16 protein-coding genes and 2 pseudogenes are annotated in these 22,690 nt (G+C 68.7%); 4 read left to right on the forward strand and 14 right to left on the reverse strand.

Annotated elements, in window-relative coordinates:
• Nucleotides 1–270: 270 nt before the first annotated feature.
• The 5 genes from OG252_RS14405 to ngcE all read right to left on the reverse strand — a co-directional run bounded on the left by OG252_RS14405 (nucleotide 271) and on the right by ngcE (nucleotide 6,193).
• Nucleotides 271–1,353, reverse strand: a complete 1,083-nt coding sequence (locus tag OG252_RS14405; protein ID WP_266448010.1) for a sugar ABC transporter substrate-binding protein — start codon at nucleotides 1,351–1,353, stop codon at nucleotides 271–273.
• A gap of 133 nt (nucleotides 1,354–1,486) precedes the next feature.
• Nucleotides 1,487–2,686 (reverse strand): ROK family transcriptional regulator, encoded by a 1,200-nt coding sequence (locus OG252_RS14410; protein WP_329336437.1) that lies wholly within the window; start codon nucleotides 2,684–2,686, stop codon nucleotides 1,487–1,489.
• Nucleotides 2,687–2,870: 184 nt separating this feature from the next.
• Complete coding sequence (locus tag OG252_RS14415; protein ID WP_329336439.1) at nucleotides 2,871–3,791, reverse strand: carbohydrate ABC transporter permease; 921 nt, start codon at nucleotides 3,789–3,791, stop codon at nucleotides 2,871–2,873.
• A 4-nt stretch (nucleotides 3,792–3,795) separates the two neighbouring features.
• Nucleotides 3,796–4,722 (reverse strand): carbohydrate ABC transporter permease, encoded by a 927-nt coding sequence (locus tag OG252_RS14420; protein ID WP_266432569.1) that lies wholly within the window; start codon nucleotides 4,720–4,722, stop codon nucleotides 3,796–3,798.
• 16 nt (nucleotides 4,723–4,738) lie between these two features.
• Complete coding sequence (ngcE, locus tag OG252_RS14425; RefSeq protein WP_329336441.1) at nucleotides 4,739–6,193, reverse strand: N-acetylglucosamine/diacetylchitobiose ABC transporter substrate-binding protein; 1,455 nt, start codon at nucleotides 6,191–6,193, stop codon at nucleotides 4,739–4,741.
• 427 nt (nucleotides 6,194–6,620) lie between these two features.
• Between ngcE and OG252_RS14430 the strand changes: the two are divergent.
• Nucleotides 6,621–7,251: pseudogene (locus OG252_RS14430) on the forward strand (discoidin domain-containing protein); the annotation flags it as partial.
• Nucleotides 7,252–7,286: 35 nt separating this feature from the next.
• Here the strand turns inward: OG252_RS14430 and OG252_RS14435 are convergent.
• Nucleotides 7,287–8,579, reverse strand: a complete 1,293-nt coding sequence (locus tag OG252_RS14435) for an RNA-guided endonuclease InsQ/TnpB family protein (protein WP_329336443.1) — start codon at nucleotides 8,577–8,579, stop codon at nucleotides 7,287–7,289.
• A 29-nt stretch (nucleotides 8,580–8,608) separates the two neighbouring features.
• Here OG252_RS14435 and OG252_RS14440 point away from each other — a divergent pair, with 29 nt between their 5' ends.
• Together OG252_RS14440 and OG252_RS14445 are read left to right on the forward strand one after the other, a co-directional pair.
• A complete protein-coding gene (locus OG252_RS14440) occupies nucleotides 8,609–8,761 on the forward strand; it encodes a toxin-antitoxin system HicB family antitoxin (RefSeq protein ID WP_266432574.1) in 153 nt (50 codons plus the stop codon).
• Nucleotides 8,762–9,003: 242 nt separating this feature from the next.
• Entirely contained in the window at nucleotides 9,004–10,977 is a 1,974-nt protein-coding gene (locus OG252_RS14445) for an alpha-glucuronidase (protein ID WP_329336445.1), read from the forward strand.
• Between the two features lie 31 nt (nucleotides 10,978–11,008).
• On the opposite strand, the gene OG252_RS14450 is transcribed toward OG252_RS14445, so the two are convergent.
• From OG252_RS14450 to OG252_RS14475, 6 genes are read right to left on the reverse strand one after another with little or no spacing between them, the layout of a single operon-like run.
• Complete coding sequence (locus OG252_RS14450; protein WP_329336447.1) at nucleotides 11,009–13,027, reverse strand: beta-galactosidase; 2,019 nt, start codon at nucleotides 13,025–13,027, stop codon at nucleotides 11,009–11,011.
• Complete coding sequence (locus OG252_RS14455; RefSeq protein WP_329336449.1) at nucleotides 13,024–13,707, reverse strand: hypothetical protein; 684 nt, start codon at nucleotides 13,705–13,707, stop codon at nucleotides 13,024–13,026. Before OG252_RS14455 ends, OG252_RS14450 begins: the two co-directional genes overlap by 4 nt.
• Complete coding sequence (locus tag OG252_RS14460) at nucleotides 13,704–14,126, reverse strand: hypothetical protein (RefSeq protein ID WP_329336451.1); 423 nt, start codon at nucleotides 14,124–14,126, stop codon at nucleotides 13,704–13,706. The genes OG252_RS14455 and OG252_RS14460 overlap by 4 nt, the downstream gene beginning before the upstream one ends.
• Nucleotides 14,123–15,778: an ABC transporter substrate-binding protein gene (locus OG252_RS14465; protein WP_329336453.1), complete on the reverse strand. Its 1,656-nt coding sequence runs from the start codon at nucleotides 15,776–15,778 to the stop codon at nucleotides 14,123–14,125. Before OG252_RS14465 ends, OG252_RS14460 begins: the two co-directional genes overlap by 4 nt.
• 37 nt (nucleotides 15,779–15,815) lie before the next feature.
• Nucleotides 15,816–16,697: a carbohydrate ABC transporter permease gene (locus tag OG252_RS14470; RefSeq protein WP_329336455.1), complete on the reverse strand. Its 882-nt coding sequence runs from the start codon at nucleotides 16,695–16,697 to the stop codon at nucleotides 15,816–15,818.
• Nucleotides 16,691–17,686, reverse strand: coding sequence for an ABC transporter permease (locus OG252_RS14475; RefSeq protein ID WP_329336457.1), 996 nt, complete (start codon nucleotides 17,684–17,686; stop codon nucleotides 16,691–16,693). The genes OG252_RS14470 and OG252_RS14475 overlap by 7 nt, the downstream gene beginning before the upstream one ends.
• Before the next feature lie 267 nt (nucleotides 17,687–17,953).
• On the opposite strand from OG252_RS14475, the gene OG252_RS14480 reads away from it, so the two are divergent.
• Entirely contained in the window at nucleotides 17,954–18,952 is a 999-nt protein-coding gene (locus tag OG252_RS14480) for an acetylxylan esterase (RefSeq protein ID WP_329336459.1), read from the forward strand.
• Between the two features lie 187 nt (nucleotides 18,953–19,139).
• Here OG252_RS14480 and OG252_RS14485 read toward each other — a convergent pair whose 3' ends face one another.
• Together OG252_RS14485 and OG252_RS14490 are read right to left on the reverse strand one after the other, a co-directional pair.
• Nucleotides 19,140–20,231 (reverse strand): lytic polysaccharide monooxygenase auxiliary activity family 9 protein, encoded by a 1,092-nt coding sequence (locus OG252_RS14485; protein ID WP_266432592.1) that lies wholly within the window; start codon nucleotides 20,229–20,231, stop codon nucleotides 19,140–19,142.
• A gap of 207 nt (nucleotides 20,232–20,438) precedes the next feature.
• Nucleotides 20,439–22,653: pseudogene (locus OG252_RS14490) on the reverse strand (protein kinase domain-containing protein).
• Nucleotides 22,654–22,690: the final 37 nt, after the last annotated feature.

Here is a 22,690-nt window from a genome sequence, read left to right on the forward strand (position 1 = left end):
CGCCGCCTGACCGGCGGGGATGCCGCGCTTGTCAAAAGGCGCGGAGGGTTGTGCTCGAGGCACTGTCAACAACTCGAGGCACTGGTTAACAAGATGAACATGCGCGCGGCCGGTGCCTCTTGGCAACGGCTGAGCGGCACCGGGACGGCGCGGGGATGTGCCCGACCGTCCCTGGCCGCTCGCGTCATGCTTCCGTCCGGCGCCCGCCCCGCAGCGGGGTGTGAAGGTGGGGCGGGCGCCGGACAGGCTCTGCATGCCGCTGCGCGGCTGCTACTGCAGACCGGCCGCCTTGCACTTGGCGGCGTAGGTCGCGGTGCAGATGTCGGCGACGGTGTACAGCTTGTCCTTGATCACCGTGTCCTGGATGTTGTCGACGGTGACCGAGACCGGGGTCAGCAGCTGCGAGGGCACCTTGTCGCCGGAACCGCTGGTCAGCGTCTCGGTGGCCAGGTCGTCGATGCTCTTGCCGTCGAGCAGGTTGACCGCGAGCTGGGCGGCCGCCTCGGCCTCCGGCTTGAAGGCCTTGTAGACGGTGCTGGACTGGGTGCCGGCGACGATGCGCTGGATACCGGCGAGCTCCGCGTCCTGACCGGTCAGCGGGATGCCGCTGATGCCGGCGCCCTTGAGGGCGGTCGCGATACCACCGGCCATGCCGTCGTTGGCGGCGTAGACGCCCGCGATGTTCTTGGCGCCGAGCTGCGTGATGGCGGCCGACATCTTCTGCGCGGCGACCGTGTCCTTCCACAGACCCGACTGCTCGTAGGCGATGTCCACCTTGCCGTCGAGGGCCTTGTGGGCGCCTTCCTTGAACTGCGCGGCGTTCGGGTCGGCGTCGTCACCGTTGATCATGACGACCTTGGACTTCGGGGTCGCCTTGGAGCCGAGAGCGTCGATCAGGGCCTGGCCCTGGAGCTCGCCGACCTTGACGTTGTCGAAGGAGACGTACGCGGAGACCGGGCCCTGGGCCAGACGGTCGTACGCGATGACCTTGACGCCCTTGTCGACCGCGCTCTGGATCGAGGACTTGATCGCGGCGGAGTCCTGGGCGCTGATCACGATGACCTTGACGCCCTTGGTGATCATGCTGCTGACCTGCTGCGCCTGCTTGGCCGAGTCGGCGGCGGCGTTGGCGTACTCGACCGTGCAGTCGGAGCAGAGCGCCTTGACCTTGTCCTCGAAGTACGGCTTGTCGAACTTCTCGTAACGAGCGGTGACGTTGTCGGGAAGAAGCAGGCCGATCGACTTGCTGTCCGAGCTGCTGCCGCTGTCCGAGTCGTCGTCGCCGGCCTTGCCACAAGCGGCGGCCGAGACGGCGAGGGCCGAGACCACAACAGCAACGGCGGCGCGACGCATACGCGTATTCACTTCAGAAACCTCCCTGACGAGGCCGCGACATTGCGACCGAGGTGGCTGGAAGTCAACTCGGCCACACGTGCGACGTCAAGAAGTAAATACTTAACGAGATGGCAACGGCGTCCTGCGTTCTCTAAGTGAAGGCAGGAGTGGCCGCGTGCAGCGTGCCATCCAAAAGGGTCGAATCACCCATCTCGCTGAGCGCGAGAGCAAGTGCTCCGAGCACCTCCGCACGACCTCCAAGGGCCCCTGGAAGCACCGACAGTTGGCGTGCCGCACTGGGGATCGCATAGCGGCCGACAGACTCCCTGATCGGCCCGAGCACCAGCTCACCGGCCTCGGCGAGATCACCACCCAGGACCACCCGGCTCGGGTTCAACAGATTGCAGAGATTGGCGACTCCACTGCCGATGTGTCGGCCGACGTCGGCGATCACCCGACGACAGCCCGGGTCTCCGTCCCGTGCCAGTCGTACGACGCCTTCCATCGTCAGGTCGGTCCCGTGGCTGGACTGGAGCAGCGGCAGCACATAGCGCGCGGCCGCGAAGGTCTCCAGGCAGCCCCGGTTACCGCAACGGCAGACGGGGCCGGACTCGTCAAGTGTAATATGTCCGATTTCGCCCGCAGTGCCACCGGGCCCTCGGTAGATCTTCCCGTTGATCACCAGGCCGGCGCCGACACCGCTGGCGACCTTGATGTACGCCAGGTCGCGCACCCCCCGCCCGCTGCCCCACACCAGCTCGCCGAGGGCGCCGAGATTGGCGTCGTTGTCCACGTGCACGGGCACGCCCAAGCGGCCTTTGAGCTCCTCGGCGGGCTTGGTGCCGATCCAGCCCGGCAGGATGGCGGAGGAGCCGAGGGTGCCGGACTCCAGGTCGATCGGGCCGGGTACGCCGAGGCCCACACCGGCGATCTTCGACCGGTCGACGCCCGTTGCTGCGATCAGGCGACTGACCAGCTGTTCCGCCCGGTCGAAGCCCTGCGTCGAGGAGGCGTCCACATCGAGCGGCTCGGCCTCCTCGGCCAGCACCTGGTGGGCGAGGTTTCCGACCGCGACGCGCAAATGCGTGTGCCCGAAGTCGACGCCGATGACGATCCCGGCGTCCCCGCTCAGCGAGACGCTGCGGGCCCGGCGGCCGCCCGCCGAAGTGGGCGTGACCTCGACGGTTCCGCCGTCCTTGAGTTCGCGCACGATGTTGGAGACGGTCGCCGCGGACAGGCCCGTCGCCCGCGCGATCTCCGCCTGCGTGAGCGACCCGGCCAACCGTACGGCCCGTACGACCCGCTCCAGGTTGGCTCGGTGCAGTGACGACTGCGACCCCGGAGTCTCCACGACGACCTCCTGCGCGCGGGACCGCTTCAATGAGGCCCCGTCTATGTCCAACTAGTGAACTCTAAGCTGAGCCGTTCGGGTCGCCTCCCGTCAAGAGGTTGAACCGCATCCGCGTTCATGTACACAAACACGGCCACCGCTTCCGGAAGATCCGGAAGCGGTGGCCGTACGGGTGAGGGCGCCCTTACTTCAGCGCCCCCGCGGTCAGTCCCTGCACCACCTGACGCTGGAAGATGATGTACGCCGCGAGCACCGGCAGCATCGCCATCACCAGGCCCGCGAACAGTCCCGACCAGTCGCCCTTGTACCCCTGGCTGACCGCCAGCTGCACCAGGCCCTGGGTGAGGACGCGCTTGTCCGGATCGGTGTTCAGCACCGTGGGCAGCATGTACTGGTTCCACTGCCCGAGGAAGTTGAAGATCCCCACGCTGATCAGGCCGGGCTTGGCCATGGGCAGCATGATCTGGAAGAACGTCCGGGAGTGCGAGGCCCCGTCCACGAAGGCCGCCTCCGCCACCGAGCTCGGCAGAGTGCGGAAGAACGCGGTCAGGAAGAACACCGTGAACGGGAGCGAGTAGGCGATGTAGACCAGGATCAGGCCGTGGATCGTGTTCAGCAGGCCCATGTTGTTCACGACGTAGAACAGCGGGACCAGTGCGAGCATGACCGGGAAACTCATGCCGCCGATGAACAAGTAGTAGATGAACCGGTTGCCCGGGAAGTCGAAGCGGGCCAGGACATAGGCCGCCATCGAGCCGAGCACCAGCGTGCCGATGAGCGAACCCCCCACCACCAGAATGGTGTTGAGGAAGTAGTCGCTCATGTTGGCCTCGGTCCAGGCCCGCGACCAGTTGTCGAAGTGCAGTTTGTCCGGCAGCGACCAGGGCGAGCCGAAGATGGAGCTGTCGTCCTTGAAGGACGTCATCACCGCCCACAGCAAGGGCATCACGACCAGGATCGCCCAGATGACCAGGATCCCGTGCGAGAAGACGTTGAGGGTGGTGCCCTCCTTCCGGTCCTTGCGGGGCGGGCCGCCCGGGACATCGACCTTGGCGACAGGAATGCCGGGCTCTGCCGGTACGGGGGCGGGGGTCTCGGTCTTCATCTGATCAGTACTCCAGCCGCTCGCGCCGGCCCAGCCGCATCACGAGGGCGGCGAAGGCCAGCGTGACGACGAGAAGGGCGACGCCGATGGTGGTGGCATAGGCGGCCTGCCCGTCGCGGAACGCCTTCTGGTACACGTACAGGACCATGACGGTGGTCGAGTAGTCGGGACCGCCGGGACCGGTCGTCATGATCTGTACGACCGCGAACGACTCGGCGCCCAGGGCGAGGATGCCCATGTAGACCCAGCCGGACTGCACGGTGTCCCACAGCAGCGGCAGGGTGATCCGGAAGAACGTGGTGGCGCGGCCCGCCCCGTCGAGCAGGGCGGCCTCGTACAGGTCCGCCGGGATGGAGGCCATCCCGGCGGAGAAGAGGACCACGAAGAAGCCGACCGTGGACCACACCAGCACGGCCATCACGCACCACAGGGCCAGGCTCGGGTCGCCCAGCCACAGGGGCTGGACGCTGTCGAGACCGATCCCGCGCAGAGCTGAGTTGATGGCGCCGCTGTCCGGGTTGTACGCGAAGGCGAACAGCAGGGCGACGATCGCGATCGAGAGCACCTGCGGGAAGAAGTAGACGATCTTGTAGAAGGAAGAGCCCCGGACGCCGGAAATGACCGGTCCGCCCTTCCTTCTCCGGCCACCGACATTGATCATGAAGGCGAAGAACAACGCCAGACTGATCGTCACCAGCGGCAGCACGAGCGCGAACATCAAGCTGTGCTGCAAGGACTTCCAGAAGATCTCGTCGTCCAGCATCCTCCGGTAATTGTCCAGGCCGACCATCTTGAATTCGGGGCTCAGGCCGGTCCAGTCCGTGAACGAGTAGTAGATGGACTGGATGAACGGCCAGATCACGAATAGCGCGTACAGTCCGAGGGGCAGCGCCAAAAACCCCACGATGAACCGGTACTTGCCGTGCTGCATCGCTTCTCCGGTCCGTTTACTGGTGCTTGTAGTGCTTGATCGACGTGTCCTTGGCGGTCTCGTCGGCGTAGGCCTGGATCTTCTTGATCGCCTCGGCCGGAGTAAGACGGCCGGCCATCATCTCGCCGAGCCCGGACACCCCGATCTTCTCCTTCTGCAACTGCACGTACCAGTCCTGCAGACGCGGATTCACCACGTTGTCGCCGGCCTTCTCCAGCGCCGCGACACCGGACTTCAGACCGGGGGTGAGGGTGATGCCGTCGGTGCCGCCGTTGTAGGCGGTCAGCGACTTCACCTTGCTGGTGAAGTTCTTCGAGGACGCCTCGCTGAGCATGATGCGCAGCTGCTCCATGCCGCCGGTGCCGTTCTTCGCCTTGGCCGGGACGATGAAGGGCTCGCCGCCGGAGGCCCAGATGGTGCCGAAGGGCATCTTGTCGGAGGAGTCGATGCCGGTCGGCGCGGAGACGGCGAGGTTGAAGTCGGCCGGGATGACGTTCGCCGACTCGTTCTCCACCCAGGAGCCGTTCGGGATGAACAGCGCCTTGCCCTTGGCCCACGCGGTCTGCGACTGGATGTGGTCCAGACCGGGCGTGCCCTTGAGGATGTAGCCCTTCGCGTAGAGCTCGTAATAGGCGTCGAAACACGCCTTGACCGCCGGGTGCTTCCAGGCGTTCGGCTCCAGGTTGTCGATGGCGTCGAGGACTTCGACGCCCCCGACCTTGCCGATCATCGGGTAGAGCGAGAAGGGGAGGTAATACGGGTATTTGCCCGCGTACGTCCAGCCCGCGATGCCCTGCTTCTTGGCCTTCTCGCAGACCGCGAGCATCTCGTCCCACGTCTCGGGGTACGTGGCGTCGAGCGAGTCCAGCGCCTTCTGCGAGTACCAGACGCCGTACACCGTGTAGGCGTAGTACATGATCCAGACCGGGTCGCCGTCGAGCTGGCCCATCTCCACGATGCCGGGGCGCAGCGTGTCGCGGACCTTCTTGTTCGGGTCGTCGTAGGACGGGGCGTCGAGGAGCGGGGTGAGGTCGGTGAGCTGGTTCTTGCCGGCCAGGACGCCCATGTCCATCTGCTCGGCGCCGGAGTTGTCGATGAGGTCCGGCGGGGTGCCCTGGTTGAACCGGGGCTGGAGGGTGGACTGGATCTTCTGGGTGGCGGAGAACTTCACCTTGGCCTTGGGGAAGTTCTTCTCGTAGATCTTCACGGCGTCCTCGGCGTACTCCTTGCCGAATCCGCCGTCGAACAGGACGAATTCCATCCCCGCGGTGTCGTTCGCACCCAGCGGGTTCTTCGCGGTCTTCTCTCCGGTCTCGGCCTTGTCCCCGTTGTCGTCGCCGCCGCTGCTGGCGCACGCCGACAGGAAGCTCATCGTGGGTACGGAGATCAGGCCCAGCGCGGCCGACCGCTTGATCAGATCGCGGCGGCCGACGCCACCGGTGCCGTTGTTCTCGGCGGAAGTGGATCCCATGCTCAAGTCCTCGCCTTCTCCAGGACTCAGGCGGTGTACCGGATCCTCCCGGGCACCGCGGTCAGGTCAAGCAGGTTCGTGCGGATCATGACGTGCGGATCGTGTGAATCGTCGACAGGTATAGTCCACTTCAGGTCAATGGAGCAAGATCGAATGCAAGGTTGGCCGCGGGTCTTTCCCGAGTTGAGACCTCCCGGAAATATGAGCGACCTGTGTGCACCTTGCCGGAAAAATCCCCGACATAAAGCCCGAATGCCACAGTCAACACCCTTGACATCACAGTTCACTTGAGCCACTACTGATCCTTGCGCAGAGCAGTTGACAACGTTGTCCACACACGCGCAGGGGAGAGTGCTCGCGTATGCAGCAGCACAGGGTTCGGCACAGACGTGGTGCGGCGGTCCGGGTGTCGCTGGCCGCCCTGATCATGACGGTGGGCTCGCAGGGCGCGGCGGTCGCCCTGCCTGAGGCACCCGCCGCGGCCGACCGGTCCTTCGCCTCGTCCTTCGAGACGGGCGACCCGGCACCCGACTGGCTCAACACCGTCGACACCGCCCCCGACGGCGGCAAACGGGCCTCAGGCGTCGACGGCGGCTACAGCACCGGCATCCCCGGCAACGTCACCGACCACGTCACGGACGTCCGGGCGAGCGCCGAGAACACCGGCGGCGGCGAGGTGAAGGAGAACCTCGTGGACGGCGAGCCGGGCACCAAATGGCTGGCCTTCGAGCCGACCGGCTGGGCCGAGTTCGACCTGGACAAGCCGGTGAAGGTGGTGACGTACGCGCTCACTTCCGCGAACGACTTCGCCGAGCGCGACCCGAAGGACTGGACGCTCCAGGGCTCCACGGACGGCAAGGAGTGGAAGTCCCTCGACACCCGCTCCGGCGAGTCGTTCGAAGAGCGGCCCTGACGAAGACGTACGACATGCCGGAGGGACCGCCGCCGAGTACCGGCACTTCCGGCTGGACGTCACGAAGAACAACGGCGCCGACATCCTCCAGCTGGCCGACGTGCAGTTCTCCACGGGCGGCAGCGACGGCCCCGTCCCGCAGGACGCCGCCCTCTACGTCAACCATTGACATCCTCCCCCTCATTCAAATAGGGGGATTCCAACCCAGGTGGGTTGAGGTTCACGGGCGCTCGAACGGCCGGTGGCCACTGTCACCCCTCCGGCACCGGCTGAGCGCCGGGGGCGGGGAATCCCGCCCTGTCCTGCCGCGACGTTATTTGCTGCGTTCTCGTCGGCGTTGCAGGTGAAGCCGCAGGATACGCAGACGAACTCGGCTTGGCTCTTACGCGAGTTCTTCTCGATCCATCCGCAGGCGCTGCACCGCAAAGACGTGTACGGGGCCGGGACGTCCTCGACCCGGCCGGGGGCCTTGTGTCCGGTGCGCTGCCGGAGCAGGCCCCAGCCCTGGGCGAGAATCGCCCGGTTCAGTCCGGCTTTCTGACGCACCTTCTTGCCGGGCTGTTCGACCGTCCCTTTTGCGGAGGCGGTCATGTTCTTGATGTCGAGTTTCTCGAACCGCACCAGGTCATAGGTGCGGGCGAGCATCGTCGAGGCCTTCTCGCACCAGTCCTTGCGCCGGTCGGCTTCACGGGCTTTGAGCTTGGCGACCTTGGCGTACTCGGTGCTCTTGCACTTGCTGCCCTTCGGGGCACGGGCAGCTCGGCGCTCATGCTTGCGGATTTGCGCGCGTTCCTTGGTGGTGAGCTGCGGGCACTTCAGCTTCCGGCCGTCCGAGAGCGCTGCGGTGATCTTCACGCCCCGGTCGATACCGATGACCTCGCCCGTGCCGGGTGCGTCGATCGGCTCGGGGATGATGGCGAACGCGATGTGCCACTGGCCGTTGCGGAAGGTGACCCGGAACGTCTTCGCGCTCGGCAGCCGGGAGCGGGTGAGACGGAACCGGACCCATCCGCAACCGGGCACCTTGACCTGAGCCCACCGGCGGTTGAGCCGCTGCACCACGACCGACCGCCCCATGACCTGCCTACCGGTCTTCGCGTTCACCAGGGGCGTACCGTCGGGCCGGCATTGGGGAACCCGGTCCGTGCCGATCACGCGGAAGCCCTCGTGCCGGAACTTCTTGCGCCAGGTCGGCTCACCGAACCCGGACGTGAACCGGGCGTTCTTGGCCTTGGCGAAGTCCTTGAGGGCCTGCTGCTGCACATCGACGTTCCCGGAGCCGAGCCATTCGTTCGCGCGCCGAGCCGCGGTGAGCTGTCGGCACTGCTCGGCAAAGCCCGGCGCGGCCTTGCGGCCCTTGTACCAGTGCGAGTGCTGCTCAACGGCCAGGTTCCATACATACCGGGCGTGCGCGCAGTGTTCGAGCATCTGCTCTTCCTGCGCTCGCGTCGGGTGCATCCGAAACCTGGACATGGCCCCATTATAGGGCCATTCTTGGAGACATGACCAAGCTCAATCTCCGACTCCCCGACGACCTGTACACCAAGGCCAAGGCACTCGCCGCCGCAGATGACCGCTCTCTCAACTCCTGGCTCGTCTCACTCGTGCGACGCGCGGTCGAAGATGGTGAACGCCGCTTCGCACAGGGGGGATAACGGCTGTCCCTGCCCTCTCCGTAGGAGCTCGCCCCCGACTGAAGACCGGGGCACTCTGCGAGGAAACAACGTGGAAGACCCTCGACGAACGCTCCGGGGAGTCCTTCACGTGGGACAGGCAGACACGTGCGTTCTCGGTGAGAGCCCCGGGTAACTACGAGAAGTACCGTCTGGTCGTCGACGGCGAGGCGGTGGTGTCCGAGGTCGAACTGCTCGCCTGAGCAGCTGAGTTGGGAGTCCTCATGCCGCTTCCCGTGCCCGCCCTGCCCGAGGGTGTCGACCCGGCCTGGCTGCCGCCGGACGCCTTCCGGGCGGTCGGGACCCGGCGGACGCTGATCCGGGGATCGGGGCTGCTGGTGGACTCGGCGCACGCGGAAGTGGCGGAGGCCTGCGCCCGGTTCGGTGGTCGTGTCGTACGCGACGCCGGGCCGGGCGCTCCTCCGTACGACCTGGTGCTGGAGCTGAGGGGCACCGACGGCACCGAAGCGTTCACGTACGTGCGCGAGGGCGGCCGTACGACCGTCACCGCGTCGGGACAGGCCGGGCTCCTGTACGGGTTGTTCCATGTCGTACGGCTCGGCGAGGACGCCTTCACGGGTGAGCGCAAACAGGAGGAACACCGTCCGGCACTGGCGCTGCGGATGCTGGACCACTGGGACAACGTGGCGGTGCACCCGGTCATGGGGCAGGTGGAGCGCGGGTACGCCGGCGGGTCGCTGTTCTGGCAGGACGGGCGGGCGCGCGGCGACCTGGAGCGGGTGCGGGCGTACGGCCGGCTGCTGGCGGCCTGTGGAATCAACGCCGTGGCGGTGAACAACGTCAACGTGCACGACACCGAGGCACACCTGCTCACGGACCGGATCGGTGAAGTCGCCCAGATCGCGGACGCGCTGAGGCCGTACGGCATCAGGACGCATCTGTCGGTGAGCTTCGCCGCGCCGATGGTGCTCGGCGGGCTGCCGACGGCCGATCCGCTGGACGCCTCGGTACGGGCGTGGTGGGCCGGGGCGACGGCACGGGTGTACGAGGAGATCGAGGACTTCGGCGGGTACGTGGTGAAGGCCGACTCCGAGGGTCAACCCGGCCCGTTCGCGTACGGCCGCAGTCACGCCGACGGGGCGAACCTGCTCGCCGCCGCGCTCGAACCGTACGGCGGCACCGTGCACTGGCGGGCCTTCGTCTACGACCACTGCCAGGACTGGCGGGACCGGACGACGGACCGGGCGCGGGCCGCGTACGACCATTTCGTGCCGCTGGACGGGGAGTTCGCGTCGAACGCCGTGCTCCAGGTCAAGCACGGGCCGATGGACTTCCAGGTACGGGAGCCGGTGTCCCCGCTGATCGGCGCGATGCCGCGGACCCGGCTCGCGGTGGAGGTGCAGGCCAGTCAGGAGTACACCGGGCAGCAGCGGCATGTGTGCTGGCTGGGGCCGATGTGGAGCGAGGTGCTGCGGTTCCGGGTGGACGGCGAGACGGAGGTCGGCTCGCTGGCGCGGGGTGGGCTGGTGGCGGTGTCCAACGCGGGCGACGACCCTTTCTGGACCGGGCATCCGCTCGCCCAGGCCAACCTCTACACCTTCGGGCGGCTGGCCTGGCGGCCGGACGCGGATCCGGACGGCGTTCTCGACGAGTGGATCCGGCTCACCTTCGGGACGGGTCCTGCGACGGGGCTGCGCGCGGTGCTGGACGGTTCGTGGCGGACGTACGAGAAGTACACCGCGCCGCTCGGCGTGGGCTTCATGGTCCAGCCCGGGCACCACTACGGGCCGAGCGTCGACGGCTACGAGTACAGCCCCTGGGGGACCTACCACTTCGCCGACCGGGACGGGGTCGGGGTCGACCGGAGCGCGGCGACGGGCACGGGGTTCGCGGCGCAGTACGCCAAGCCCTGGTGCGAGGTGTACGAGTCGTCCGACACCTGCCCCGACGAACTGCTGCTGTTCTTCCACCACGTGTCGTACGACCACGTACTGCACAGCGGGAAAACGGTGATCCAGCACATCTACGACACGCACTTCGAGGGCGTCGAGGAGGTGGAGGAGGCCCGGGAGGTGTGGGTTTCGCTGGCGGGCGTGATCGATCCGGCGCGCCACGCGCGGGGGGTGGAGCGCTATGAGGAGCAGCTCCGCAGTGCCCGCGAGTGGCGCGATCAGATCAACAGCTACTTCTTCCGGAAGTCGGGTGTGCCGGACGCGCAGGGGCGCCGCATCTATTGATCTGCTCCATTGATTGCTTCATTGATCTGCCCTATTGAATGCGCAGGATCGCTGTGCCGAGTGGGTCGAGGGTGAGCGGCTCGCCTTGTTCGACCCGCTTGCCGGTCAGGAGGTCGGTGGCCGTGGCGTGGGCGGTCAGGTGGGCGGGGTCGGTGGTGTGGTTGAGGAGGAAGAGGAGGACGGTTCCGTCCGGGGCGACGCGGGTCGCGGTCTCCAGGCCCGGCTGGTCGGCGTAGGGGCCGAGCAGGTCGTGGCGGGCGAGGACGCGGCGTACCACGTGGTCCACGCCCGGCTGGTCGAGGGCCGTGGCGACGTACCAGCCCTCGCCCTTGCCTTCGCCGAACCGGTTCCGGGTCACGGCCGGGGTACCCGCGTAGAAGTCGGTGCCGTAGGTGGCGATCGGTTCGGCGCCGCGTGGCTGCACGATCTCGAAGACGCGGCGGGCCTCTGCCCCCAGCTCGGGGACGGTCTGGACGAACTCCGGCGCTCGGGAGTCCCATTCGTCGACCCGGATGCCCATGAGGGGGGCGAGCGGGCCTGGGACGTCGGTGAGGAACGCTCGGTCGTGTTCGTCGACGCGGCCGGAGAGGAAGGTGGAGAGGACAGTGCCACCTCGTGCGGCCACCGCCTCCAGGCGAGCCGCCAGGTCGCCCTTGATCATGTGCAGGGCGGGGGCGAGGACCACGTCGTACGGGGTGAGGTCGGCGGTCTGGGGGATCACGTCCACGTCGGCGCCGGCCTCGCGGGCGGCACGGTAGTAGGCGTGGACGGTGTCCTGGTAGCGGACGAGGCGGGAGGGGCCGTCGGAGATCTCCAGGGCCCACCAGCTGTCCCAGTCGAAGACCAGGGCGGTGCGGGCGGGGGTGCGGGCGCCGAGGCTCGCGTCTCCGAGCAGCTCCAACTCCCGCCCCAGGTCGGCCACTTCACGGAAGACGCGGGTGTCGTCGCGGCCCGCGTGGCCGATGACCGCCCCGTGGTACTTCTCGCAGGCGCCGCGGGAGGCGCGCATCTGGAAGTACAGGGCCGCGTCGGCGCCGTGGGCGACGGCCTGGAAGGTGGCGAGGCGGAGTTCGCCGGGGCGCCTGAGGGGGTTGACGTCGCGGCAGGCCGTGGTGGACGGGGTCTGCTCCATCAGCCAGAAGGGGGCGCCGCCCTTGAGGCCGCGCATCAGGTCGTGGGCGAGGGCGGGCCAGGTGGGCGGGGCGTCGAGGGGCGGGTAGCTGTCCCAGGAGGCGAAGTCGAGGTGGGGTGCCCAGCGGTGGTAGTCGAGGGGGCGGTACATGCCCATGAAGTTGGTGGTGACGGGGGTGTCCGGGTCGTGGGCGCGGATCGCGTCCTTCTCGGCGAGGAAGCAGCCGAGGAGGGCGTCGGTGGTGAAGCGGAAGTAGTCGAGGGTGGTGCCCTGGAAGGCGGTGTGGTCGGGGCCGCGCCAGTGCTCGGTGAGGGCGTTCGGGGGTTCGATCTCGGCCCAGTCGGTGTAGCGGTGGGACCAGAAGGTGGTGCACCAGGCGTCGTTGAGGGCGTCGAGGGTGGCGTACTTCTCGCGGAGCCAGTCCCTGAAGGCCTCGGCGCACAGGTCGCAGTAACAGGCGCCTCCGTACTCGTTGTTGACGTGCCAGGCGAGCAACGCCGGGTGCCGGGCGTACCGTTCGGCGAGGCGATCCGCCATCGCCGTGGCCTGGCGACGGTACGCCGGTGAGCTGGGGCAGAAGTTGTGGCGCTGGCCGTAGCGGTGCCGGCGGCCCTCGAAGTCGGTGCGGTTGACCTCGGGGTACCTCTTCGCGAGCCAGCTCGGGAGGGCGGCGGTGCCGGTGGCGAGGCAGACCCGGCGGCCCTCGGCGGCGGCACGGTCGAGGATGCGGTCGAGGAGGGTGAAGTCGTAGGTGTCCTCGGCCGGTTGGGTGAGCGACCAGGAGAAGACGCCGACGGTGAGGGTGTCGATGCGGGCCGTCTCGAAGAGGCGGTGGTCCTCGTCCCAGACCTCCACCGGCCACTGCTCGGGGTTGTAGTCACCGCCGTACGGGATCCTGGGGGTGCCGGGCACGGTCATGCGGTGAAGTCCTCCTGGGTCTCGGCGATCACCGGGCGGCCGCTGTGCAGCAGGGACAGCAGCAGCGGGGCGGCCAGCAGGGCGGGCAGGGCCTCGGTCAGCAGGGCGGTCAGTCCGGCGGCCAGGACGAGCAGCGAGGCGGCGCCGAGGGTGGCGCGGCCGTGCCGGAACAGGAAGTACGCGGCGAGGCGGGCCGTGTCGCGGGTACGGAAGGCGAAGAGCGAGGTGAGCACCAGGGCGTGGGCGCCCCAGAGGAGGGAGCCGGCGCCGACGGCCGCGAGCAGCACCGCCCACCAGCCGGGGAGGCCGGTGGCGGAGAAGTGGGTGAGGGTGAAGGCGAGGACGGTCAGCCAGGCGAGCAGCGGCGTCCACAGCTTCAGGGCCGGGAGGGCGTTGAGCCGCCAGCCCCGCCAGTAGGTGCGGGCCGGGTGGAGGTCGGTGAGGTCCCGGTCGCGGTGGTGGAGGGCGTACAGGGCGGCGGACAGGGCCGGGCCGAGGGGCAGGAGGCACAGGGCGGCCAGGGGGAGGTTGGCGGGGTCGGGGCCCACCAGCAGCAGTCCGGCCAGGCCCGGCGCGGCGGCGGCTAACAGCAGCGCTTCGACGGTGGCGAGGGTGTGGATCAGGGCGGCGGCGCGGGAGAGGACGCCCTCCCCGAAGGTGACGGATGTGCTGGTGCTCAACGCGGCTCCCTTCCGAGCAGTCGCCGCTCGTCCGTCCACGGCGGTGCCTCGTCCTCGACGGGCAGTCCCAGGTGCCGGCGAGCGGGCTCGGCGGCTTCGGGCAGTACGTCGATCTGGTGCGGGCGGGGCGAACGCGGGCCGGCCATGCGCTGCCAGGCCGTACGGGCGTTGCCGTGCTCCTCGTCCACGAGCGAGCGTCGCACGAAGGCCTCCAGGGCGACGACGGGGACGGACCGGCGCCTTGCGTGCCGCTCGGGCCCCGGCGTCTGGCCGCTCGCGTCGACCGGCGCCCCGGCGAGGACGGTCCCCCGGACATCGCCGTGCCACGTGACCAGGGCGAGACCGATGCGGCCGGTGCCGACGCGGAACCGCCGGGCGTCGGAGAGCCGGCCGCTCGACCCGGCGGGCACACGGCTCACCCGTTCTCCTTCTTGAAGCGGTCCTGCGCCTTGTTGTGCAGGTCGACCAGCCGGTCCATGTTCTTCGCCTTCAACTCGGCGACATAGGCGTCCCACTCGGACAGCGGGCGCTTGCCGAGGGCGAACTTGAGGGTGTTCTGGGTGACGTGATCGCGGAGCGGGGTGTCCCAGAGCGTCGCCTGCTCCTGCTCGAAGGACTGGAGCGGGTGCGCCGGGGCGATGGGCAGCTCTCTGCGCTCCGCCATGGCGGCCTGGAACTTCTTCTCGTCCGGGCTGAAGGAGGAGGAGACCAGCGCCCAGCTGCCGCCGTAGGTGAAGACGCCGTTGAAGAAGCCGTAGTCCTTCTGCAGGTCCTTCGGGGCGTCCGGGTCGGAACCCATGAGGCTGATGCCCGACTCCAGCTTGGGGCTGCCGCCGGACTCGGTGTACGTGACGCCCTGGACACCCCACTTGCAGAACTTCTGGCCCTCGTCCGAGTACCAGAGCCAGTCCACGAACTGCATCATCGCGACGAAGCTGTCGCTCTTGAGCGCCTTGCTGGAGATCATGACGCCGTTCTCGAGGCGACTGCCGCCGATGAGGACCGGCCCCGCCGGTCCGAGCGGCACCGGGATCATCTCGATCTTCGCGCCCTCGACCTGCTTCTCCAGGTTGTAGCGGTAGTTCTGCACCAGCTCCTGCGGGTTGGCGCTGATCGCGAAGGACTTCTCGCCGAGCAGCTTCTGCACCGCGGCGTCGTCGGTCTGGGTGAAGCTCTCCGGGTCCATCAGCTTCTCGGCGACCAGTTTTCTCAGGAACTCGACCATCCGGCGGTAGCCGTCCTGCGCGCCGGTGAAGACGAACTTCTGCGCCTTGGAGTCGTAGCTGATGTTGTCGTACGTCCAGCCCGCCCTGACCCCGTGCGCCTGCCCGAGGTAGCTGAGGAGGGCGGCCACCGGGTACGGGGTGTTGATGCTCCAGCGGTCGGAGAAGGGGTAGCGGTCCGGGTACTCCGCCCTGATCGCCTTGAAGACCTCGTACACCTCGTCCCAGGTGGTGGGCAGGCTCAGGCCGAGCCTGTCGAGGACGTCCGTGCGGAAGGACAGCGAATAGCCGGACTTGGCCTTCTCGTGCAGACCGGGCAGCAGGTAGTACTTGCCGTCGGACTGCCGGATGGAGTCGAGCTCGGGCTCAAGACGCCACTTCTTCACCTTGGCCCGGTAGTTGGGCATCAGGTGCACGTAGTCGCTGACCGGGAGGATCGCGCCGGAGGACACGAAGGCGACCTCCGCCGGGTGGTACGTCTTGGGGATGAGGAACGGGGCGTCGCCCGCGCCGATCAGGACGCTGCGCTTCTTCTCGTAGTCCACGAGCGGAACGTCGACCGGCTTCAGGGTGACTCCGGTGCGCTTGGTGAGCTCCTTCCAGAACAGCCAGCTGTCCTTCGTCGGATAGACCGGGTTGTTGTTGTGCAGGACCGAGAAGGACAGCGCCGTGGCGGCCTTGAACTGCTGCCCGGCGCGGTACTCCTTCATCGCCCCGTTCTGCTTCTTCGACAGGTCCTTGGAGTCCCCGCCGTCGTCCCCGCTGCCGCAGCCGGTGAGGGTGGCGAGGCCGATGAATCCCGCGGCGGCCAGGATCTGACGCCGGGACAGCTCTCCTGCGTTCGTCACGGATACTCCTTTGTTCCGTAAGTGAATTGAGGTGCCGTCAGCCCTTGACCGCGCCGAGCATCACGCCCGAGACGAAGTACCGCTGGACGAACGGGTACACGCAGAGGATCGGGAGCGCGGTGAGCACGATCGTGACCGACTGGATGTTCGCCCCGACCTGGCTGAGCTGCTCGGTGGCGGCACCGGCGTTGCCGCCGCCGGTGGCGCCCGAGATGAGGTTGCGCAGATAGACGGTGACGGGCATCAGCTCGGTGCTGTCCATGTACAGGAACGCCGCGAACCAGGAGTTCCAGAAGGCCACCGAGTAGAACAGGATCATCGTCGCGACGACCGCCTTGGACAGCGGCAGCACGATCCGCAGGAGGATGCCGTACGTACTGAGGCCGTCGATCTGCGCGGCCTCCTCCAGATCGGTCGGCAGGCTCTCGAAGAAGGCCTTCATCACCAGGAGGTTGAAGACGCTGATCGCGTTGGGGATGGCCAGCGCCCAGATGGTGTTCTTCATGCCGAGGCTGCTGATCAGCACGTAGTTGGGGATCAGACCGCCGGTGAAGAACATGGTGAACACGGCGATGCCGACGAACAGTCCGCGCCCGCGCAGCTGCTTCTTCGACAGGACGTAGGCGTAACAGGTCGTCAGGACCATGGCGATGACGGTGGACACGACCGTGTAGAGCACGGTGTTGCCGTAGTTCCGCCAGAACATCGAGTCCTGGAACACGATCTTGTACGTGGTGAGGTTGAAACCCTTGGGCCACAACGCCACCTCACCGGCCCGGATCTGCCGTTCTCCGCTGAAGGACCGCGCGACGATGTTCACGAACGGGTACAGGGTCACGATCACGACGAGGGTGAGGATCACCCCGTTGACGCCCTGGAAGACGCGGTATCCACGCGTGGGCCGGTTGACGCTCACCACAGGCTCGTCCCCACTGTGCGGCGCGAGAGCTGGTTGGCGGAGAAGATCAGCACCAGGCCGATGACCGCCTCGAACAGGCCGATGGCGGCGGCGTAGCTGAAGCTGCTGGACTCGACACCGGTCCGGTAGACGTACGTGGAGATCACGTCGGCCTTCGGATACGTCAGCGGGTTGTAGAGCAGCAGGACCTTCTCGAAGCCGACCGCCATGAAGGTGCCGATGTTGAGGATCAGCAGCGTGATCATCGTGGGCCGGATGCCGGGCAGGGTGACGTGCCAGATCTGCTGCCAGCGGTTGGCACCGTCGATGCGCGCGGCCTCGTACAGGTCCTCGTGGATCGTGGTGAGCGCGGCGAGATAGAGGATCGTGCCCCAGCCGGCGGTCTGCCAGATCTCGGAGCCGACGTAGATCGTGCGGAACCATTCCGGTTCCTGGATGAACCGGATCGGCTCGTGCCCGAACCAGCCGAGGGCGTGGTTGACCGGGCCGTCCGTGGCGAGCATCTGCATCGTGATGCCCGCGACGATCACGATCGACAGGAAGTGCGGAAGGTACGACACCGACTGCACGAACCGCTTCAGCGAGCGTCTACGCACCTCGTTGAGCAGCAGCGCCAGCACGATCGGGATCGGGAAGCAGAAGACCAGTGTGAGTCCGCCGAGCCACAGGGTGTTGCGGAACACCTGCCAGAAGGTGGGGTCGGTGAGGAACATGCGCACATAGCGCAGCCCCACCCACTGCTCGCCGAAGATCGAGCCGCCCGGCTCGAAGCGCCGGAAGGCGATGACGTTGCCGATCATCGGCAGATAGCGGAAGACCAGGAAGAACAGCAGCGGCAGCACCGCCAGCGAGTACAGCTGCCAGTCCCGGCGCAGGGTCCGCCGCCATCCGGGGCGGGCGCCCTTTCGCGTACGGCGGCGGGGCGCGGCCCGGGCCGGAGGGGGGTCCTGGGTGCCCGGCGGTGGGGCCGACGTGGTGGACGTGCTCATGCTCGGGCCTCCCGTGGCATGGGACGCGGAACCGAAACTTTCGAGCTCTTACCGGTAACTTCGCGGCAACTTAGGGGCAGCAGAAAGCGCTGTCAATGGGGGCTGCAGAGGGGAAAGTTGAGCGGCGGGACAACTGCGCAGCCCTGGATTCACCTCGGGACGAGGGTGGAAGAGATGAAGGGATCGGCGCGTCCACGACGGAACTTTCCGACTTACGGCCGCAACGATCGGACCGAGCCGCCCCGTTGACGCCTGTGAGGTGCCGCCGTGCCCGCGTTCGACCTGCCCCAGAGAGAGCTCGAGCAGTACCGACCGGATCCCGAAGAGCCCGCCGACTTCGACGAGTTCTGGCTCGGCACCCTGAAGGAGGCCGGACAGCGGGACCCGGTGGTGTCGGCCCGCCCGGTGGACAGCGGTCTGCGGCTGACGCAGACCTGGGACGTCACCTTCCGCGGCTTCGCCGGCGATCCGGTCCGCGCCTGGTACAGCCGGCCCGCCGGGGTGCGCGCCCCCTTGCCCGCCGTCGTCGAGTACGCCGGGTACGGCCGCGGGCGCGGCCTCCCGCACGAGCGGCTGACCTGGGTGAACGCCGGATACGCGCACCTGCTCATGGACAACCGGGGCCAGGGCGACCAGTACGGCTGCGGCGGCGACACCCCCGACCCGTACGCGGGCGCCCCGGGCGGCCCCGGCCCCGCGGTACGCGGCCTGCTCGCCCCGCGGGACCACCACTACCGCCGCCTGATCACGGACGCGGTGCGCGCGGTCGCCGCGGTGCGGGAGCTGCCCGGGGCGGACGGCGGCCGCGTCGCTGTCGTCGGCAACAGCCAGGGCGGCGGCCTCGCCCTGGCCGTCGCGGGGTTGGTGCCGGACCTGGCGGCGGCCCTGGTCACGGCCCCCTTCCTGTGCGGCATCCGACGCGCCCTCGACCTCACCGACGCGGCACCGTACGGCGAGATCACCGCGTACCTGTCCGTCCACCGGGGCGCCGAACAGGCGGCCTACCGCACCCTGTCCTACCTGGAGGGCATCTCCTTCGCCCGGCGCGCGCAGGCCCCGGCACACTTCGGCGTGGGCCTGCGCGACACGGTGTGCCCGCCGAGCGGGGCGTACGCCGCGTTCAACCGCTATGGGGAGCTGGCCGGCGCGGATCCCGGCAGGGAGATCCACGCCTATCCGTACAACGGTCATGAAGGCGGCGACGCCGTACATGTGCGCCGCCAACTCGACTGGCTGGCAGGGGTGTTCGGCCCTGGGCCGGATTGACATCGTCGGCCGTCGGAGCGGTAGAGTCGTGCACGGAAAGCATCAGACAACGTTGTCGCCGTGCCAGGCGAGGACATTGCTCCCACCACAAGCCGACCCCACCCGACCGGACGTTCTCCCCCCACGCCCGGCCGGCTCGCGGACCCGGTGGCACACACAGCCCACCGGGTCCGCCCCGAGCGGCGGTTCAGCCGACCCGGCAGGGAAGTGTCGTCGCCGTGTCACCGCCGGAGCCGGAGACGACGTAGCCGAACGTCGTACTCTCCCCCGGATCCAGCGAACCGTTCCAGTCGGCGTTGTGGACCATCACCGCCTGGCCGGTGTAGGTCGCGTTGCCGCTCCACAGGCTGTCGACCTTCTGGCCGCCAGGCAGCGTCCAGTCGACCATCCAGCCCAGCATCGGCACGTCGCCGGAGTTGGTGACGGTCACCTCGGACTGGTAGCCGCCGTTCCAACTGCCCGTCGTCCTGCGGGTGGCCGTGCAGGTACCGGGAACCGGCTCGGTGGGGTTGCCCGGGTCGCGGATGCCGGTGACCTCGCCGTTGCCGCCGTCGAAGACGACGTCGGAGCAGGAGTAGAAGGTCTCGGCGCTGTCCGAGCGCTGCCACACCATGTAGATGAGGTGGCGTCCCGACTTGCCGTCGGGGAGCTTGCCGTTCCAGGAGTAGTTGGCCTCGACCGTGCCCGGGCTGCCGTTGAGCGGCGGGTGGTCGACACTGAGGAAGGGCTGGGCCTCCATGTCGTCCCAGGTGAGGGTCTGCTTGGGGTCGAAGCCGTCCTTGGTGATGTAGACGTAGAACCAACCCGGGTGCGCCGCCCAGGCGTTGTACGAGAAGTCGACGGTCGCGCCCGAGGTGAGGTGGGTGAGCGGCCAGTCGTCGCGGGCCGCGTTGAAGCCGGTGAAGTTGGTGTTGCCGCCGCTGCACAGCTCGCCGTCCGGCACGAAGCCGCGGGTGCGGCCGGCACCGTCCGAGCGCAGTACCGAGAACCAGTTGTAGAACGGCGTGGTGCCGCTGACCTGCTGGGCGTTCTTGCAGGCCGGGTTGACCGGCTTGATCTCACCGGTGTCGGTGAGGCCGTCCTGCCAGCACAGGAAGGTACGGCTGCCGGGCTTCATCGGGGTGCCGTGCGCCTCCGCCTCGCCGCCGGCCGTGACGACCAGGCTGAGCGCCGGGATCGTCGCGAGCAGGGCCACGAGGACGAGGAAGAGGGCTCTGGCGCGGGTGGGGAGTACTAATCGGCGCGGGGATCCCGCCGATACCGTTTTTGTCGTGATCATGACAGATCAGTCCGTTCCTTGAGGTACGGGCCGTGTGTGGGTGCGCGGGTGCGCAGCGGATAGGCCTGCGCGGACGTGTGTGCGGATGCGGGGGGTGGGGGCGACCACGGGGCAGGTTCCGGTCTGCCCTGTGGGAGCGCTCCCACCCCACCTGTGGGGGAAGCTAGCGCCGAGTGGCGCACTTGTAAACGGCTGGCGCAAGGGAGGTCAGGGGGTGCCGGCGCGGTCCGGGCGTACGGAGAAGGCCGTGTCGCCCGCCACGGCCACGATCGCGTCCTTCACGAGCAGCACGCTCGGGATCCTGTCCTGCGCCGACGTACCCGGGTCGTCCAGCTTGTCCGTGGTCCACCGCACGACGCCGGTCTTCCGGTCGAGGGCGAGGAGGCGGCCGTAGCGGTTGGCGAAGTAGAGGTGGTCGTACGTCGTCGACAGCACCGGCGCCGACAGGTTCTCGAGTTGCGTCCCCCGCTGCCACAGCCGGGCGCCGTCGGTCACCCTGTTCGCGGTGACGGTCCCGTCGGGCCGGACGAAGTACACCGCACCGCCGACGAGGGTGGCCGTGCCGCGCGGGATTCCCGCCAGCGGGGTCCGGACGGCGGCACCGCTGCTCGGGTTCACCCTCAGCAGGGTCTTGTACGCCTCGTCCCGCCCGTCGTCCGACTCCCACTCCGCCTGCTGCGGCAGCGCGAACAGCGGCTGCCCGCCGACGGCGCCGAGCGGCACCGCGCCCAGCGGCAGGGCGTCGAGTTCATGGGGCGTGCCGTCGGCCGGTTCGAGGCGCAGCAGGCCGGTCGGGCCCTGGGTGGGATCGTCCGCGTCGGCGCACACGCCGTAGGGGACGCCGCCAAGGACCAGCGCGTCGCAGGCGGTGCCGGCCGACGATGTCGCCGGCGTCCGCCACAGGTCCTTGCCCGTGCGGCCGTTGACGGCGACGAACTCCGCTGCCCCGTCCGACATCGCCAGGACGCCGCCGTCGAACAGGGCGACGGTACGGCCCGCGTCGACCTCTCGGGTCCAGAGCCGTTTCCCGGTGTCGGCGTCGAGGGCGAACAGCCGCCGCGTCGACCGCACCTCGGTCACGTCCGGCACGTCGGCCCCGTACACGATCCCGTCCCGGACGCCGAGGGGCCGGTCGGAGGACTGGGGGCTGCTGCCGAAGCGCCACGCGACGCGGCCCGAGGCGGCGTCGATCCGGGCGACCGTGAAGCCGGTCCCCGCGCAGTACACCGAGGGTCCCCCGGCCACACAGCCGGAATCCACACTGTCCACGTTGACGATCAGGGACTCGTCCTTCACGGCCCGGACGAGGCTCGCCTGCCAGGGCTGCCACCCGGTGGGGAGGGCTGGGCCCAGGGACGCGGACGTACGCGCGACGGGCGTGCCCTCGGTGGTCTCGACGCTCGACACCAGGTGGTACACCGACCCGCCGACCACGGTCACGGCGAGGGCCGCGGCCAGGACCACGAGTCGACGCGTCCGGCTTCCACGGCGGGCGGGACCTGCCACGGCCGTCGTGGCACCGTGCCGCCGCGCGGCCCGCCGGCCTCCCGGCACGGTCGGCGGACCGGCCGCCACCGAGGCGCCGGCCGCGGTGTCCGGGAGAGTCACGAACAACCGGTGCAGGTCGTCCAGTCGGGGCCGCGCGGCCGGGTCCTTGTCCAGACAGTGCTCGACGATGCCCAGCAGCGGCTCGTGCACACCGTCCAGGGCGGGTCGCTCGTGGACGACCTGATAACCCGTCATGTACGGGCTCTCGCCCTCGAAAGGACGGTTTGCCCGTGGCCGCGTACACCAGCAGCGAACCCAGCGAGAACACGTCCGAGGCGGCGGTGACGTCCCGGGGCGAGGCGAACTGCTCCGGGGACATGAAGGGCGGGGTGCCGATCAGCCGTCCGGTCACGGTGAGGGCCTGGTTGTCGGCGGCGCGCGAGATGCCGAAGTCGATGACGCGCGGGCCGTCCTCGGCCATCAGGACGTTGCTCGGTTTCAGGTCCCGGTGCACCACGCCCGCCCGGTGGATGTCCCGCAGCGCCTCGACCAGGCCCAGCGCCAGCGTGCGCAACTCGGCACCGCCCAGGGCGCCTTCCTTGGCGACGATGTCCTCCAGCGTGCGGCCCGGCACGTACAGGGTGGCCATCCACGGGAGTTCGGCGTCGGGATCGGCGTCCACGACCGGGGCGGTGAACGCCCCGCTCACCCGGCGGGCCGCCGCGACCTCCTGGCGGAAGCGGGCCCGGAACTCCTCGTCCTGCGCGTACTGCGCGTGGACGACCTTGACCGCGACCTGGCGTCCGGAGGCGGCGCGGGCGAGGTGGACGACGCCCATGCCGCCGCTGCCGAGCCGGTCGACGAGCGTGTAGCCGCCTATGGACCCGACGGGCTCCGATTCCCCGGTGCTCAGCGGCGTATGCCGGTCGCCCATCACAAGTCCCCTGTGTCGCACGGCTGTTCAGCGGCAT

This window comes from Streptomyces sp. NBC_01352, from assembly GCF_036237295.1.
Taxonomy (GTDB): Bacteria; Actinomycetota; Actinomycetes; order Streptomycetales; family Streptomycetaceae; genus Streptomyces; species Streptomyces plumbiresistens.